The following is a 15,762-nucleotide window of genomic DNA, read 5'->3' as shown; positions in this document are numbered from 1 at the left end:
TTCATCGATAAGCTCATCCAGCAAATCCGTGCTATCGTCTGAAACGTCTACAGACCCTTCGCTAAGAGCTTCATCTAGAAGATCCGTTTCACCGGGTAGCTCTGTATCTCCACCTTCATCGATAAGCTCATCCAGCAAATCCGTGCTATCGTCTGAAACGTCTACAGACTCTTCGCTAAGAGCTTCATCTAGAAGATCCGTTTCACCGGGTTGCTCTGTATCTCCACCTTCATCTAGGAGTTCATCCAATGTATCTGTCACGTCATCGCTAGATTCAGAATCGGAGTCCTCAGGTTCATCAACTAAGGAATCAAAATCTAAGTCATCCCCAGAATCACTCTCACTAAATAGGTCATCTAACAAAGATTGATCTAACTCATCGGTTCCTAAATCTTCTGACTCACCGTCGGCGGCCAACAATGAGTCCAATTCATCCTGAGCTATGTCATCGCTCTCTTCAGATAAATCAAATGCATCATCAGATTCATCTCCATCAGCAACCACGTCATCGAGTGCCCGCTCCATTTCGTCAAGGCCTAACTCTTCATCTCCACCTAGACCATCAGTAGTTTCATCCAGCTCTGCAAGAGATTCATCTAACTCTCCATCATCACCAATACCTGCAAATGGATCTTCACCATCTTCACCTTCTAGGTTAAAGTCGAGATCATTTTCTTCTAGGTCGGCAAAGACATCCTCTTCATCTGAAGCTCCCTCTTCAAGCTCATCAGAGAATAACTGCTCCTCATCTGAAGACTCTCCAAACAAATCGTCGTCGAGTAACAGATCATCTTCCACATCATCGTCAATAGGAGGAGGAGCGACAGGTGCAGTCGGCTCTGGAGCTGGTTCTGCTGAAGCCGCGGCTTGTGGCTGCTCTGCAGCATCTTTCTTACGACGACCAAGAAGCGTCATAAGAACCAATCCGATGAGCAGTCCTGGTATAATGGCCATAGCCGCGACAAAAGCCGTGCTAGAGAGTAAATCGTCCAAGGCCGTAGGTTTAAGTCTTTGCTCCTCAGCTAACCTCTCTCGTTCTGCTTCGATAAGCTTTTCAACTTCACTACGAATGCGCGACTCATCTCCAAGCTCATCTTTAAGTACATCGACTTCAGATTGGACATCAGCCAGCATTAACCTCAGCTTATGATTTTTTTCTTCCAGAGCTAATAATTCGTCCTCTGAGTTTTCAAGCTGTTTCTCAAGCGATGTAACTTGATTCTTGTGCTCTCTTTGGACAATTTTCTCTAAGCTACTTTTTGGTTTTTCTGAACTTTCTTCGACCATGGGTTCTTTCGCCATGGTATCTTGTTGAAGTTCTTTAGCTTCAGCCTCCACCACTTGAGGGGATACAGTGGCCTGAGATTGTGGTCGGCGAACTGTTGGTGCAGCAGTGCCCGACAAGCGAGCTTGGTGAGCAGCCATAATATTGACAGCTTCTTGAGTTGAGACACCTTGAGCCTGCGCAAGAGAGGGTATACGAAGCGTACTACCAGGGATCAACTCGTGAATGTTTTGATTGGCAAAAGCTTGGGGATTAAGTTGATATATAGCAAATAGCGTTTGCTGAACAGTGATACTAGCCGAAGGACGTAAACGGCTGGCAATAGACCAGAGAGTTTCTTGAGATGTAGTTGGCCCATAGAACCGTGAAGGCTCATTAACATTGCGTCTTTGACCTGAAGTAAGGTCGGAATATCTCGATGTAGCCCGAAGCTCACTATCTGGTCCCGTAAGACGAATGCTCTCGGCACTAACAGTCGATGACTGAGTCACGACTGCCAATAAAAAAGGCAGCAATAGACACTTAAAAATTCGAAGCATAGAAGGCTCAGCTATGTGCTTAATAAATTTTACTGTAATGATCTGTTAAATATATCGGATAAACACGCTAAAACTATAGACGCATAGCTAAAAAATGTGTGGCTGGCGCCATATTCGTATTAATCTGTGGCTAAATTTGGAAATTAGATTAAAAAAGCCTCACGCGAACGTCAGGCTTTGCTACGGTAATTGCCTAAGACAAAGACTAGTATCAATTTGTTGAGTTAGTAATAATCCCGAATTAATACTTCTGCAATCTGCACAGCATTGGTTGCCGCTCCTTTGCGAACATTATCAGCAACTACCCAAAGATTAATACCGCTATGATGACTAATGTCATTACGGATCCGACCAACCATCACATGGTCTTTGCCTCCGGCATCTCGCACTTGAGTTGGAAAATCTTCCCCATGAAACACTTCGATACCTTCCGTTTGCTCAAGTATGCTAATCACTTCTTGAGCATCAATCGGAGAACGAGTTTCAATATGAACCGCTTCCGCGTGCCCATAAAATACAGGTACGCGAACACAAGTAGGATTAACCATGATCGATGAGTCATTAAAAATCTTTTGAGTTTCCCACACCATCTTCATTTCTTCTTTGGTGTAGCCGTTATCCATAAACTTATCGATTTGAGGAAGACAGTTAAAGGCAATTTGCTGCGAAAATTGTTCATTTTCGGCTGGCATGCCATTGAGCAGCTTAGCCGTTTGACCAGCAAGTTCGTCGACTCCTGATTTACCGGCACCAGAAACAGATTGGTATGTAGAAACGTTGATACGCTCTATACCAACCGCATCTTGGATCGGTTTTAGAGCAACAAGCATTTGAATCGTAGAACAATTGGGGTTGGCAATAATATTACGATTGCGAAACTCCGCAATCGCCTCAGGATTCACTTCAGGTACTACTAAAGGGATGTCATAGTCATATCGAAAGTTAGAAGTGTTATCAATAACAATCACACCTTCATCTGCCGCAATCGGCGCCCACTTAGCAGACAGTTCTCCACCTGCGGAGAATAAACCAATATGAGCTTGAGACCAGTCGAAATTTTCTACATTTTCAACTTGCACTGTTTTACCGTTAAAGCGGTAAGTCTTTCCTTCACTTCGCTCACTTGCTAAAAGAAAAATATCGCCAACAGGGAATTTACGCTCCTGAAGTACTTCTAAAATGGTTTCACCTACTGCACCAGTAGCACCTAATACGGCAACATTATATTTTTGGCTCATTGACTTACCTCAATTTGAAAACCTAGTTCTGCTAGCGGCCCAAGGTTCGCTTCTTTGCTGCCTCGTAGCGTTACTGCACTGTATTCTCTGCGGTCCCAATAGTTTTTCCGCATTCTATCGAAGGCTCCTTCGTTATCAATCTGACGACGAAATAGAGCATCATCTTTACGCACATCATAAATAAGCTGAGTTAAATTGTGTAAAACTGCTTCATCCCACTCCCGATCGAGAACTAATTCTGGAACAGGTGCTTTAGGCAATAGCTTGTTTTCATGTGCACGCAAATTGTTATTCAAGAACTCACAATAGCGGTTAAAAATCATTGTTGTACCGCGAGCTTTACCCTCAAGTCCGTATCCGGCAACATGCGGGGTTGCAAATGCTAGCAAAGGCAGCAGCTCGATATCAACCTCTGGTTCAAACTCAAACACATCGAGCGCTGCAATAAAACCGTCTTGCTTGATTAAGCGTGCTTTTAACTCAGAGTTGTCAACCACAGGTCCCCGAGCTGCATTGATCAATATTTGGTCTCCTCGGAGCTTATTTAATACTTCCTTACCAAACAGGTGATAAGTCGGGTTTTCACCATCACGCACAATTGGTGTATGAATAGTAATAATATCAGCTTGTTCAATTAACTGCTCCAATGGCGTAAAGGTGCGCGAATCGCCTTCTTTCTCCTTAGGAGGATCATTGATAAGCACATTAACCCCAATGCCCTGCAAACAATGCTGTAAATAACTACCGACTTGCCCAGCTCCGACAATCCCAACTGTTTTATCGAATATAGAAAACCCGTGCTGCTGGGCAAGCACCATAATGACACTCACCACATACTCTGCGACCCCAACTTTGTTACATCCTGGAGCAGCAGTAAAGAAAATACCTTTTTCATTAAGTAAGGCTTTGTCGACATGGTCCATACCCGCTGTTGCAGTGCCAACAAATCGAAGCTTATTTGCCTTGGATAATAGTGACTGATTAATTTGAGTTACCGAGCGAATCATCAGTGCATCGACATCAATTAGATCATCTGCGGTCAATGTACGGCCTGGTTTTAAAACAACCTCTCCTATTTGACTGAACAATTGCTCAGCATAAGGCATATTTTCATCTATAAGGATTTTCATGGTTTGACAAGTTAGCGATTAGAAACTGATACGATTGTGCAAAAAAGCGCGAGTGGTGTCGAGCATTAGCTGAAAATGAAAAAAAAACACCGCCCATTGAAAAAGAAAAATGCCTAGCAAATGCTAGGCATAAATGAAGTCCATACGGGCTTGCTACTTAAACTTAGTACTTTTTGATGACCAAAGTAGCGTTTGTTCCACCGAAGCCAAAGCTGTTTGACATTACAGTGGTAAGCTCTGCTTCACGAGTTTCCGTTACTATATCCAACCCTTGTGCTGCTTCATCAAGGTTCTCAATATTAATGCTCGGCGCGATAAAGTTATTATCCAACATCAAGGTCGAATAGATCGCTTCATGGACACCTGCCGCTCCTAGTGCATGACCTGTCATTGCTTTAGTTGCAGAGATAGCTGGGCTGTCATTACCAAACAGCTCTTGAATTGCTCCAAGTTCTTTGACATCACCAACGGGTGTTGAGGTGCCATGGGTATTGACATAATCGATGGTTTCAACGTCTTGCATCGCCATTTTCATGCAGCGTACCGCTCCTTCACCAGAAGGCGCTACCATGTCATAACCATCCGAAGTCGCACCGTAGCCAACAATCTCGCCGTAGATTTTTGCTCCACGCGCCAGTGCATGTTCTAACTCTTCAATAACCAACATTCCGCCACCACCTGAGATGATGAAGCCATCGCGATCCGCATCATAAGTACGTGATGCTTTCTCTGGAGTTTCATTGTACTTAGTCGACAAAGCGCCCATAGCATCAAACATCATAGTTTGAGACCAATCTAGCTCTTCACCACCACCAGCAAAAACAATATCTTGTTTACCGAGCTGGATAAGTTCCATCGCATGTCCAATACAATGTGCAGAGGTTGCACAAGCAGAGCTCATCGAATAATTAACACCGCGAATTTTAAACGGAGTTGCAAGACAAGCAGACACAGTCGATGACATGGTACGTGGCACCATATATGGCCCAACACGCTTAACACCTTTCGCTCTCATGGTGTCAACCGCTAAAGCTTGGTTTAATGCAGAAGCACCACCAGAACCGGCTACAATACCCGTGCGGTCGTTAGATACTTGCTCGTCAGTTAAGCCTGCATCTTCGATAGCTTGCTGCATTGATAGGTATGCATATGCAGCCGCATCACCCATAAAGCGCATCTGTTTACGGTCGATGTGTTCAGCTGGATTAATTTTTAAGTCACCCCAAACTTGAGAACGTAGACCTTGTTCTTTGAACTGCTCGGAGGCAGTAATGCCAGATTTATCTGCTTTAAGAGACGCTAAAACTTCTTCGACGTTGTTACCGATACTTGAAACAATACCCATACCGGTGATTACGACTCGTTTCATTATGACATTCCTATAATTCAAAAATCAGCTAGATGATAACTAAGTTGCCTGTTAAAAGTGGTCAGCTTTCCCTGAAAACCGTACAATCGCAACAAGTTTATTGTCTACATCACAAAAATTCACACATTATGACCTCGATTACCAATGCTAAATTGGACTGGAACGACTCAGGCACTCCTGTGTCAGACAAGTTTGATGATGTCTATTTCTCCAATGTTAATGGTCTTGAAGAGACCCGCTACGTATTTCTGCTACAAAATAATCTACCCCAAAGATGGCAAGATTATGACCAACGTCGATTTGTTATTGGAGAAACAGGTTTTGGCACAGGTCTTAACTTCCTTGCGGTTTGGCAGTGGTTTGAAAAATTTAGAAGCCAAAACCCAAATGCGCCACTAAAAGAGCTGCATTTTGTGAGCTTTGAGAAATACCCATTGAGCCGCAATGATTTGATCAAGGCACATCAAGCTTGGCCAGAATTGGCGAAATATGCACAAGAGCTTCAGTCTCATTATCCAACTGCAGTTCCTGAATGCCATCGTATTGTCCTTGCAGATGGTGCAATTACGCTTGATTTATGGTTTGGAGATATAAAAGATTGCCTTCCCAAAGTCCCCGTTAAAAAAGAAGGAATGGTTGATGCGTGGTTTTTAGATGGTTTTGCTCCAAGTAAAAATCCTGACATGTGGAGTCAAACATTGTTTGATGGAATGGCGAGTTTAGCTAAGCAAAATTGTACATGCGCCACTTTTACAGCAGCAGGCTTTGTAAGACGAGGACTAATAGAAGCTGGCTTTACCATGAAAAAAGTCAAAGGCTTTGGCACTAAGCGAGAAATGATAGCCGGTCATCTAGAGCAAAGAAAATCACATTCTAACTACAAGCCTTGGTTTCAACGCCACCCAAGCAGTTCAACTGAATCTATTGCCATTATTGGTGGAGGAATAGCCAGTGCAACACTGGCAAAAGCACTCACTCGTAGAGGAAAAAAAGTCACCTTATATTGCCAAGATTCGAAACCTGCACAAGGTGCCTCTGGAAACCGTCAAGGAGCTATATATCCTTTGCTTAATGGCTCTCACACAGGAGTTTCACGAGTATTTGCTCCTGCATTCTTATTCGCTCGACAATTTTTCCAGCAAATTGCTACTTCTGTTTCCTTCGATCACGATTGGTGTGGTGTCGTTCAGTTGATGTGGGACGAAAAGTCACGAGCCAAGCTCGAACGTATGTTGAATGCCAATTTCAGCCCTGAGCTTGTCAGAAAGCTTGATGCAGTTCAAACCAATCAACAAGTAGGGTTAGATGTTGATATTGACAGTATTCACTACCCTCTAGGAGGGTGGCTATGCCCTGCACAACTAACACAAGGCGTGATTGACGAGCTTTTAGAGCAACCGCTGTTTGAGGCTCATTTTAATTCAAAAATCATCGATATGGACCTTAATGATAATGGTTTGAGTTGGTCTCTAAAGTCTGATGATAATGTTTTTGTTCACGATACCGTAATTGTTGCTAACGGCCATCTATTTGACGAGCTTAGGCAAACCAAATCGATTCCTCTGGGCAAAGTAAAAGGACAAGTTAGCCATATTCCAACTACAAATGATTTGAGTCGCTTGAAAACCGTTCTTTGTTACGATGGCTATTTAACCCCTGTAAATCTGAACAATGGTCACCACTGCATTGGTGCAAGCTATGACAGAAACAAGATTGACGACCAATTTGATCCTATCGCTCAACAAGACAATGGTGAAAAACTCATCAGGTGTGTGAGTAAACAGAGTTGGCCCAACCAAGTAGATACTTCAGAAAACCTTTCGCGCCAAGGCATCCGATGCGTAAGCCGAGATCACCTGCCTTTTGTTGGCAATGTTGGAGATTTAGAAAAAATAAAACAGGAATATGCCAATTTAGTGCATGATACTGCACAGGATGCTAAGGAAGTTCCACACTATCCTAACCTATTTTGCATGTTAGGTTTGGGATCTCGCGGATTAACTTCTTCTCCTTTGCTCGCAGAAACACTCGCATCACAAATTTGTGGCGATCCTCTTCCTTTACCCATTGACGTATTAGAAGAACTGCATCCAAGCCGAATGTGGGTGCGAAAACTAAAAAAAGGCAAGTCGATTAGCGAAGGATAATCGCGCTCAATAATAAAAGTGAGGCAAATCAGCTGGGGGGATTCAGCCCCAGCGAGGAAAGCCTTAAGTTACAGCGAGAGGCATCGTTGTAAGGCTGCTAGTCCAAATTTAGCTTATCAATTGCAGACTCTAATTGAGAGCTCAACGATAAATTGGTCAACTTGCCTGATTCCATATCAAAGTTATCGTAAAAGCTTGGAATAGATAGCGATGCTTTAACTTTTGCTCCAAAATATGGTGCTGATGCTGTCGCCGCTGCTAACACACTTGCAGCGCCCCCAGGACCTGGAGAGGTTGCGAGATACAATGCAGGCTTATCAGCAAACACATTTCTTTCGATGCGCGTCGCCCAATCAAACAAGTTTTTGTATGCTGCAGCGTAGGATCCATTATGCTCGGCAAAAGAAATAACGAGTGCGTCAGCTTGAGCAATATCAGATAGAAACATTTTCGCGCCGTTTGCTTGGCCAATCTCTTTCTCTTTGTCTTCACTAAACAAAGGCACATCGTAGTCGTTCAGGTTTAACACCTTAACTTCAGCACCTGAAACTAGGCTAGCAGCGTAGCCAGCCAGTGCCTTATTAATCGATGTCGAGCTGGTTGACGCTCCAAAAGCAACAATTTTCATGAACAAACTCCTTGTTATAAACCATTATGCAAACAAGAGAGTATCGGTAAATGCTAGGTCGAACAAGAACAAAAAACACAACAGGACATTCGAAAATTTCGAACAACCCAAAAATATGTTGTTAACTCTAGACTAAGCTTGGTTTGCCAGCTCTAGCCACAGATCATTAACAATAGTTCTATCCGCTGGGGTCAGCTCTGAACGGGCAGCGTCTAGGCTAGCTTGGATGCGTTGCTTAAGTTCTTCCACATCATTAATACCTTCTTCTTCGCACGCAGCGGCAGACAGCGAAATGTGCCCTCGCAAGTATCCCCCAGCGAATAATTCATCATCGGAAGCAGTGGAAATTCGTGTATCAATCAACTCTAGTAGCTGTTCTTCAAATTCAATAATCATTGTGGCCTCATGCCTAATCAGTTTGCTTCTCAAAAAGAATGGCAAGCTTCTCACATTGAGAATTCCAACGCAAACCCTAGCAATATCAAGGCCTCACATTATGGCACGTAGTGTGCAACCAAGCAGATATTCCGTCAGATTAGCGAGGAATTTCCCATGAAAATAAAGCCTTTGGCATCAAAAATATCCCTACTCTGTGTCGCCTTCAGCCAAAGCATGTATGCATCGGCAGAAACGCCTTTTAGTTCATGCCCTACACAAGCGTTTTTAATTCAGAACCCAACAGGAACACCTGTCTCTTACGGTGTAAACATCGACGTGGGCAGCTATGTCACCTTGGATTCTAACCTTGGAACCGCGAAACTAAATGGCGTTGGCTATAGCAAACATGATGACTTTATTTACGGCTGGGATTATGGGGCTGCTTCTCTATCGCGGATTGACTCAACCTTTACTAAGACACTACTGAATGTAACAAAACCTTCTGGGGCACCAACTTCTATATACGTTGGTGATGTCTCGTTAGATGAGAATGCTTGGTATGGCTACAGACCAAGTTACGGCCTGTATCGTATCGATTTAGATACGTTTGTCATGGAACTTTCTTCTCCTCCGAGTCAGTTCGGTAATCCATCGATCTTTGACTTAGCTTTTCACCCCGACAACGCTTTGGCTTACTCTATTGATGCCAATGGATACCTGTGGGAAATCGACGTTAGCTCAGGAACCACATCAAGATTAAACCAATTACTCGACAAAAATGTGCTCGGCTACAAGCTTACTTTTGGGGCCGTATACTTTGATGTAGATGGTAATTTCTATGCGAGCAATAATAGCAATGGTTACGTATTCAAAATAAATATCAATGGCTTTAGCTCTTCAGCCGATTTTTTCGCATACGGTCCATCGAGTAGCTCAAATGATGGTGCCCGCTGTGCTCTCGCTCCCGTCGAGCCTACAGAGTATACAGACTTTGGTGATGCACCAGACTCCTACCAAACAACGTTTGCAGAATCTGGCGCCCGCCACGGTATGTCAGATCTAAAATTGGGTTCAGTTATCGATGGGGAAACAGATGGAAGCCCATATCCACTTAGTGATGACTCTTCAGATGGTATCGATGATGATGACGGTATCCAGTTCCCTGTTCCTATTCAGGTAGGGCAAATGAGTAAAATCATAGCCACCGCATCAGGAACTGGTAACGATTCGGTGTTGAATGCATGGATAGACTTTGACCGTGATGGTGTATTTGAGTCAAGCGAAAAGATTATCAGCGATCAGTCAATGACAGATACAACCAGTGATGTGTTCTTCTCTGTCCCAACTTGGGCAGTCGCCGGTGATACTTGGGCTAGATTTCGAATCTCAAACACATCAGGTATAGGACCAACAGGTGGTGTACCAGCTGGTGAAGTTGAAGATTACCAAGTAGATGTTACAGAGAGCGGAGTAGTGACCGAACTATACCCTAGTGGAGGCGGTTATACCTCTTTTGCGTATGAGGACCAATACCCCAAAAGCGGCGACTATGATATGAACGATGTGCTTATGAACGTGAAGTACACAGAATATCAATTAGATAACCAAGTAATACGTATGAAGATCGAGGGAAAACTCGCCGCACTTGGAGGGGATAATCATTCAGGTTTCGCTATTCGCTTGCCTAATGTCGTAAAAGAGGACATCAAGTCAGATTCTGTACAGTTGTACGTAAACAACGAGCTACAATCCGGCACTATTTTAGAAACCGACACCACAGATGCTGTATTCATCATTCAAAATGACCTTAAAGACATAGTTGAGCCAGGTGAAGCAGAAGTATGTACCATGTTTAGAACACAAGAAAACTGTGGTACGGCATATCGACCAAGTTGGGTTCTCACCTTCTCTTTCAGTAACGCAGTTAACACCTCTGTCATGCCGAATTTCCCCTATGACCCATTCATTTTTGCAGCGCCTGGTCACTACTATGGTGATATTGGATATGAGGTTTCTGGGGGCTATCCAGGAAGAGGCTTAGAGATACACCTCAAAAATCAAGCACCAACCAGTAAGTTTGACACTCGGTATAAGTCGTATGGTGTAGACACGTCCAATGGCGATACTCACTATCATGATGCAAACGGACTTCCATGGGCAATAGAAATACCAATTTCATGGAAACACCCTTTTGAGCAAGTCAATATTTTAGAGGCATATGATAAATTTGACGATTACGCTCAAGACGCCAGTGGACGCACAGAGCCCACTTGGTACGAAAACTTCCAAAGCAACAAAATATTTATAGATTAAAGGAGATAGGATTATGCATAACATACACTCAAAAATCCTAATAGGACTTGCGATGCTAATGACTATCTCGGCATGTGGCGGCGGAGGTGGTGGTGAAGGAGGCTCTACTTCAGGTTCATCACCCAGCACTACAGTAGAGAGCGCAACTCGCTTGGCAGATATCAAAATCGACCCCAGCAATAGCTTAACTTCTGTTTATGATGTGGATATTGATGTGTCTCTGCCACATCTAGCAACTTCTCAGGTATACATATCCGTATGTGATAATTCAGGAGGAGGAATTGAATCAATTAACTATGACAATTGCCTACTCAAAGCAGCACTTCAGTCTGGGGCAGGGAGTTACCAACTGCGCGTACCCAACCACTGTGATTCATTAATTGCTGTAGTTAATATTATGGAGCCGGATACTAGCCCATTGGTTTACACTCTCAATCATAACAATCAAGCTGAAACGACTTGGTTGATTCAATAAAGAACTACCGAGATAACCCGAGCGAGCCATCAAGTATGGCTCGTTTTTATTTCACTTCAAACAAAGAGTAATCTAGCTCTGGTTGATGGTAAAAACACCTCAAGGCCTCTGACAACATACCAACTCGTAGTGGTAAGCCACGAGCCAATATATCACCGACTTCTTTGTGCACTCTTCTCATAAAAGCCAATCTATCTGGCTCAAATTCGCCGTTAAGATTGTCACAACTCACAGTAAATGGAAAACCCGCGCTAATCGATAGAATCCATTCATAAGCTTGTGGACGCACCTCCACATTTTCAAACTCAGCCTGAGTAGCTTGAGTTCGACCATCGGGCTCATACCAATAGCCAAAGTCTTCTTGTAAACGACGTTCTGGACCAGCCACACACCAATGCGCTATCTCATGAAGTGCTGAAGCATAAAATCCGCGAGCAAAAATAATTCGGTGATGAACATTTACCTCATCTGCTGGTAGATATATGGGTTCATCGTCTCCTAGCTCTAGACGAGTGTTGTACTCCCGAGAAAAAGTATCATTAAAAATATTGATTAAATCTTGATATTGGTGGTGCATTGATTCAAGCGTTGTTATAAATAGTCCTCGGACTATTGTCTCACGTCTGCTCTTAGTTGCAACTTTTGAACTCATTGCATTAGAAATAGTTATGTGAAAAGCTATTTTCTAGTGAGAAAATATCATTCGTCACAGATCACATTTCCGACTAAAATCCTATTGATTATTTTCAGATTAGTCAATTTATCTGCCACTTATCACCAAAGGTGAAACAATGTTATTAAGCATTTTATATATCATTGGCATCACAGCTGAAGCCATGACTGGAGCATTGAGCGCTGGTCGAAGAAAAATGGATTGGTTCGGTGTCATGCTCGTTGCCAGTGCGACAGCCATTGGTGGTGGGACTGTGCGTGACATCTTGCTTGGGCACTACCCTTTAGGCTGGGTTGAAAACCCTCACTTTCTCGCCATTACTTGTATCGCAGGCATAATAACCACTGGTTTAGCTCGATGGATTATTAAACTCAAAGGGCTTTTTATACGTTTAGATGCACTTGGACTAATCGTTTTCAGTATTATCGGAACTAAGGTCGCTATGGGGATGGGTCTCCATGCTCTAATTTGTATCGTGTCAGCATTGGTTACTGGTGTATTTGGAGGGCTACTGCGCGATCTGATTTGTCGCCAAACACCTCTGGTACTGCACGAAGAGCTTTATGCGTCAGTAGCAATAATTGCTTCTGGTTTGTATCTAATACTGCTTGAGTTTGGAGTGCATGATGTGACAGCAACCATATCTACTCTAGTGATTGGCTACCTGCTGCGAATGGCCGCAGTCCGTTTCAAATGGCGTTTACCTTCTTTTCACCTTGAGGGTGAAGGCTCTGTTCATTAAACCTAAATTGTCTTTAAAATAAAAAGGCTCCAAAAGGAGCCTTTTTTACAATTAGATTTTAGGTGTATCTGTGTGAACCCCATAATTTTGCCCACGGTGACGAAGTAAGTGATCCATCACCACTATCGCCAGCATAGCTTCAGCAATAGGCACAGCTCGAATACCAACACAGGGATCATGACGCCCTTTGGTAACCAGTTGGGTGGGCTCACCTTGTTTAGTGATCGTCTCCCCCGGTACGGTAATACTTGATGTCGGTTTGAGTGCGATATTGGCAACGATATCTTGGCCAGTAGATATACCACCTAAAACACCACCAGCGTGATTACTACCAAACCCACCAGGGGAAAGTGTATCGCGGTGCTGACTACCTTTTTGGCTAACCACATCAAACCCATCACCAATTTCCACACCTTTAACGGCATTAATGCTCATTAAAGCATGTGCTATGTCAGCATCTAATCGATCAAAAACGGGCTCTCCTAGTCCAACAGGGACATTTGTGGCAACAACTTGCAACTTTGCACCAATGGAATCTCCTTGTTTTTTTAGATCCCTTATCAATTGGTCGAATGCTTCAACTTTGTTTGCATCAGGACAGAAAAAAGCGTTGTTTTCAATTTCATCCCAGTCAACAGAATCAATCGAGACATCCCCCATCTGAGCAAGATAAGCACGAATTTCAATACCAAATTCTTGTTTGAGGTATTTTTTCGCCACGGCACCAGCTGCCACTCTCATCGCCGTCTCTCGAGCCGAAGAGCGGCCTCCCCCACGATAATCACGAATTCCATACTTTTGGTGGTAGGTATAATCCGCATGCCCAGGGCGAAACTTATCTTTTATCTCGGAGTAATCTTTCGAGCGTTGATCGGTATTTTCGATCATTAAACCAATTGAAGTACCTGTCGTTTTACCTTCAAATACACCAGAAAGAATTTTCACTTCGTCAGGTTCTCGACGCTGAGTCGTATAGCGAGAGGTACCAGGGCGACGGCGGTCAAGATCGATCTGTATATCTGATTCTGTAATCTCTAATCCCGGTGGGCACCCGTCGATAATACAACCTAATGCGATACCGTGACTTTCTCCAAATGTGGTTACTCGGAAATGCTGTCCGATACTGTTTCCTGCCATTCCTTCCTCTACCTCAGACTGTAAATAATAACTTACGCTTTAAATTTTAATAATTTCATAGTCGCTTTATTAGAGATCGATGTAAACCCCTAAACCGATCTATTTTGCTTTTAATAATACAAAAACGCCAAGCTATGGTTAGCTTGGCGCGACTGTTTGGAAGATAAGCCATTTCCATTAATCTTTATAGATGGAAAACTCTTGAGCATGTTCGAGTAGCTGTGCTCGTGTCAGCATAAACACGCCATGGCCTCCATTTTCAAACTCTATCCAAGTAAATGGGATATGTGGATATTGCTCCATCATATGCACCATAGAGTTACCGACCTCGCAGATAAGAATACCCTTTTCTGTAAGGTAGTCAGGTGCGTTCGCAATAATACGCCTTACCAATTTCAAACCGTCAGTACCAGCAGCTAAGCCAAGCTCAGGTTCGTGAGTAAACTCATCCGGTAGGCTATTCATGTCTTCTTCATCCACATAAGGTGGATTAGAGACAATTAAGTTGTATTTCTCTTTGGTAAGATCTCTAAATAAGTCAGAGCGGATTGGGAACACTTGCTGCTCCAACCCATGTTCCTGAACATTTTGTTCGGCCACCTGCAGTGCATCAGTAGAAATATCGATCGCATCCACTTCAGCCTCTGGAAAAGCATGGGCGCACGCAATCGCAATACAGCCACTTCCCGTACATAGGTCCATGATACGAGTTGGCTCTTCGATAAGCCATGGCTGAAACTCCGCTTGAATCAGCTCTCCGATTGGAGAGCGAGGGATAAGAACCCTTTCATCAACGAAAAACTCTAGACCACAAAACCAAGCTCGATTAGTTAAATAAGCCGTGGGCGTTCGCTCGTTGATACGCTTCACCACTCTTTCTACAACGCGTAAACGCTCACTGCTGGTTAAACGAGAGTTTAGTGCATGTGGAGGAACATCAATAGGCAAATACAATGTAGGAAGAATAAGCTGTAACGCCTCATCCCATGCGTTATCAGTACCATGTCCATAAAATAGGTTCGCCGCGTTGAATCGACTTACCGTCCAACGAATCATGTCCTGAAGCGTGTGTAACTCTGACACAGCCTCTTCTACAAAAATCTTATCCAAAATTGCCTCCGAAAAGCGCTACAATACTGCCAATAGCATTTTATTTAAGTATCTATAACCGAATGAGCAAGAAAGACACCGAAATTAATGACGATTTCTCCCTTTTTAGGGATGCAGTACAAGGCGTTAAAAAGTTGCGTCAGGATACCATAGTCCAGCAACCAAAAAAAAACACTAAACAAAAAGAAATCACACGCCAAGCCCGTGAAGCGAGCGATACAGAGTTTTACTTTTCTGATGAATTTGTGCCATTACTCAGCGAAGAAGGTCCAACACGTTATGTCCGCGATGATGTCTCTCATTATGAAGTAAAGCGCCTTAGACGCGGCGTATACGTCCCCGATGTCTTCCTAGATATGCATGGTATGACCCAAAATGAAGCCAAACGAGAGTTGGGTGCCATGATCGCTTACTGCATCAAAAATGAAATCAGTTGTGCCTGTGTGCAACATGGCATTGGCAAACATATACTCAAACAAAAAGCACCACTTTGGCTGGCTCAACATCCTGATGTAATGGCATTTCACCAAGCTCCTCTCGAGTTTGGTGGTGACGGTGCACTACTGGTCTTACTCTCTATCCCAGACAAATAAAAATT

At 43.5% G+C, this 15,762-nt stretch carries 14 protein-coding genes; 5 read left to right on the top strand and 9 right to left on the bottom strand.

Annotated elements, in window-relative coordinates; translation table 11 throughout:
- The 4 genes from AAFM34_RS00845 to fabB all read right to left on the bottom strand — a co-directional run.
- Nucleotides 1–1,824 (bottom strand): FimV/HubP family polar landmark protein (locus AAFM34_RS00845; protein ID WP_341658980.1); only part of this gene is annotated, 1,824 nt, incomplete at its 3' end.
- Between the two features lie 224 nt (nucleotides 1,825–2,048).
- Nucleotides 2,049–3,062: an aspartate-semialdehyde dehydrogenase gene (locus AAFM34_RS00840; RefSeq protein WP_341658977.1), complete on the bottom strand. Its 1,014-nt coding sequence runs from the start codon at nucleotides 3,060–3,062 to the stop codon at nucleotides 2,049–2,051.
- A complete protein-coding gene (locus AAFM34_RS00835; RefSeq protein WP_341658976.1) occupies nucleotides 3,059–4,192 on the bottom strand; it encodes a 4-phosphoerythronate dehydrogenase in 1,134 nt (377 codons plus the stop codon). Before AAFM34_RS00835 ends, AAFM34_RS00840 begins: the two co-directional genes overlap by 4 nt.
- Before the next feature lie 163 nt (nucleotides 4,193–4,355).
- Nucleotides 4,356–5,561, bottom strand: coding sequence for a beta-ketoacyl-ACP synthase I (gene fabB / locus AAFM34_RS00830; protein ID WP_341658974.1), 1,206 nt, complete (start codon nucleotides 5,559–5,561; stop codon nucleotides 4,356–4,358).
- 128 nt (nucleotides 5,562–5,689) lie between these two features.
- Between fabB and mnmC the strand changes: the two genes are divergently transcribed.
- Nucleotides 5,690–7,708, top strand: a complete 2,019-nt coding sequence (mnmC, locus tag AAFM34_RS00825) for a bifunctional tRNA (5-methylaminomethyl-2-thiouridine)(34)-methyltransferase MnmD/FAD-dependent 5-carboxymethylaminomethyl-2-thiouridine(34) oxidoreductase MnmC (protein WP_341658972.1) — start codon at nucleotides 5,690–5,692, stop codon at nucleotides 7,706–7,708.
- Between the two features lie 97 nt (nucleotides 7,709–7,805).
- Here mnmC and AAFM34_RS00820 read toward each other — a convergent pair whose 3' ends face one another.
- Complete coding sequence (locus AAFM34_RS00820; RefSeq protein WP_341658971.1) at nucleotides 7,806–8,336, bottom strand: NAD(P)H-dependent oxidoreductase; 531 nt, start codon at nucleotides 8,334–8,336, stop codon at nucleotides 7,806–7,808.
- Between the two features lie 132 nt (nucleotides 8,337–8,468).
- Nucleotides 8,469–8,732, bottom strand: coding sequence for a YfcL family protein (locus AAFM34_RS00815; RefSeq protein WP_341658970.1), 264 nt, complete (start codon nucleotides 8,730–8,732; stop codon nucleotides 8,469–8,471).
- Nucleotides 8,733–8,888: 156 nt separating this feature from the next.
- Here AAFM34_RS00815 and AAFM34_RS00810 point away from each other — a divergent pair, with 156 nt between their 5' ends.
- Nucleotides 8,889–11,027: an LruC domain-containing protein gene (locus AAFM34_RS00810; RefSeq protein WP_341658968.1), complete on the top strand. Its 2,139-nt coding sequence runs from the start codon at nucleotides 8,889–8,891 to the stop codon at nucleotides 11,025–11,027.
- Between the two features lie 13 nt (nucleotides 11,028–11,040).
- Nucleotides 11,041–11,502, top strand: a complete 462-nt coding sequence (locus AAFM34_RS00805; RefSeq protein WP_341658966.1) for a hypothetical protein — start codon at nucleotides 11,041–11,043, stop codon at nucleotides 11,500–11,502.
- Between the two features lie 46 nt (nucleotides 11,503–11,548).
- Here AAFM34_RS00805 and AAFM34_RS00800 read toward each other — a convergent pair whose 3' ends face one another.
- A complete protein-coding gene (locus AAFM34_RS00800; RefSeq protein ID WP_341658997.1) occupies nucleotides 11,549–12,079 on the bottom strand; it encodes an elongation factor P hydroxylase in 531 nt (176 codons plus the stop codon).
- A gap of 214 nt (nucleotides 12,080–12,293) precedes the next feature.
- On the opposite strand from AAFM34_RS00800, the gene AAFM34_RS00795 reads away from it, so the two are divergent.
- Entirely contained in the window at nucleotides 12,294–12,917 is a 624-nt protein-coding gene (locus AAFM34_RS00795) for a trimeric intracellular cation channel family protein (RefSeq protein WP_341658964.1), read from the top strand.
- 51 nt (nucleotides 12,918–12,968) lie between these two features.
- Here AAFM34_RS00795 and aroC read toward each other — a convergent pair whose 3' ends face one another.
- Together aroC and prmB are read right to left on the bottom strand one after the other, a co-directional pair.
- The gene (gene aroC, locus AAFM34_RS00790) at nucleotides 12,969–14,054 is read right to left on the bottom strand and encodes a chorismate synthase (protein ID WP_341658962.1); all 1,086 of its coding nucleotides are present in this window, start codon (nucleotides 14,052–14,054) and stop codon (nucleotides 12,969–12,971) included.
- 177 nt (nucleotides 14,055–14,231) lie between these two features.
- Nucleotides 14,232–15,164 carry a 50S ribosomal protein L3 N(5)-glutamine methyltransferase gene (gene prmB, locus AAFM34_RS00785; protein ID WP_341658960.1) on the bottom strand — a complete coding sequence of 311 codons (933 nt, stop codon included), beginning with the start codon at nucleotides 15,162–15,164 and terminating at the stop codon, nucleotides 14,232–14,234.
- 62 nt (nucleotides 15,165–15,226) lie between these two features.
- Here prmB and smrB point away from each other — a divergent pair, with 62 nt between their 5' ends.
- A complete protein-coding gene (smrB, locus tag AAFM34_RS00780; protein WP_341658958.1) occupies nucleotides 15,227–15,757 on the top strand; it encodes an endonuclease SmrB in 531 nt (176 codons plus the stop codon).
- Nucleotides 15,758–15,762: the final 5 nt, after the last annotated feature.

Source organism: Vibrio sp., assembly GCF_038138445.1.
Taxonomy (GTDB): Bacteria; Pseudomonadota; Gammaproteobacteria; order Enterobacterales; family Vibrionaceae; genus Vibrio.
The sequence above is the reverse complement of the archived record's forward strand: the minus strand, read 5'-3'. Positions and strand labels throughout refer to the sequence as shown.

Bases quoted from the DNA above. Each gene is read 5' to 3' on its own strand.
- smrB (WP_341658958.1), top strand. From the start codon at position 15,227: ATGAGCAAGAAAGACACCGAAATTAATGACGATTTCTCCCTTTTTAGG.
- AAFM34_RS00820 (WP_341658971.1), bottom strand. From the start codon at position 8,336: ATGAAAATTGTTGCTTTTGGAGCGTCAACCAGCTCGACATCGATTAAT.
- AAFM34_RS00800 (WP_341658997.1), bottom strand. From the start codon at position 12,079: ATGCACCACCAATATCAAGATTTAATCAATATTTTTAATGATACTTTT.
- AAFM34_RS00840 (WP_341658977.1), bottom strand. From the start codon at position 3,062: ATGAGCCAAAAATATAATGTTGCCGTATTAGGTGCTACTGGTGCAGTA.
- AAFM34_RS00805 (WP_341658966.1), top strand. From the start codon at position 11,041: ATGCATAACATACACTCAAAAATCCTAATAGGACTTGCGATGCTAATG.
- fabB (WP_341658974.1), bottom strand. From the start codon at position 5,561: ATGAAACGAGTCGTAATCACCGGTATGGGTATTGTTTCAAGTATCGGT.
- aroC (WP_341658962.1), bottom strand. From the start codon at position 14,054: ATGGCAGGAAACAGTATCGGACAGCATTTCCGAGTAACCACATTTGGA.
- AAFM34_RS00810 (WP_341658968.1), top strand. From the start codon at position 8,889: ATGAAAATAAAGCCTTTGGCATCAAAAATATCCCTACTCTGTGTCGCC.
- AAFM34_RS00835 (WP_341658976.1), bottom strand. From the start codon at position 4,192: ATGAAAATCCTTATAGATGAAAATATGCCTTATGCTGAGCAATTGTTC.
- mnmC (WP_341658972.1), top strand. From the start codon at position 5,690: ATGACCTCGATTACCAATGCTAAATTGGACTGGAACGACTCAGGCACT.
- AAFM34_RS00795 (WP_341658964.1), top strand. From the start codon at position 12,294: ATGTTATTAAGCATTTTATATATCATTGGCATCACAGCTGAAGCCATG.
- AAFM34_RS00815 (WP_341658970.1), bottom strand. From the start codon at position 8,732: ATGATTATTGAATTTGAAGAACAGCTACTAGAGTTGATTGATACACGA.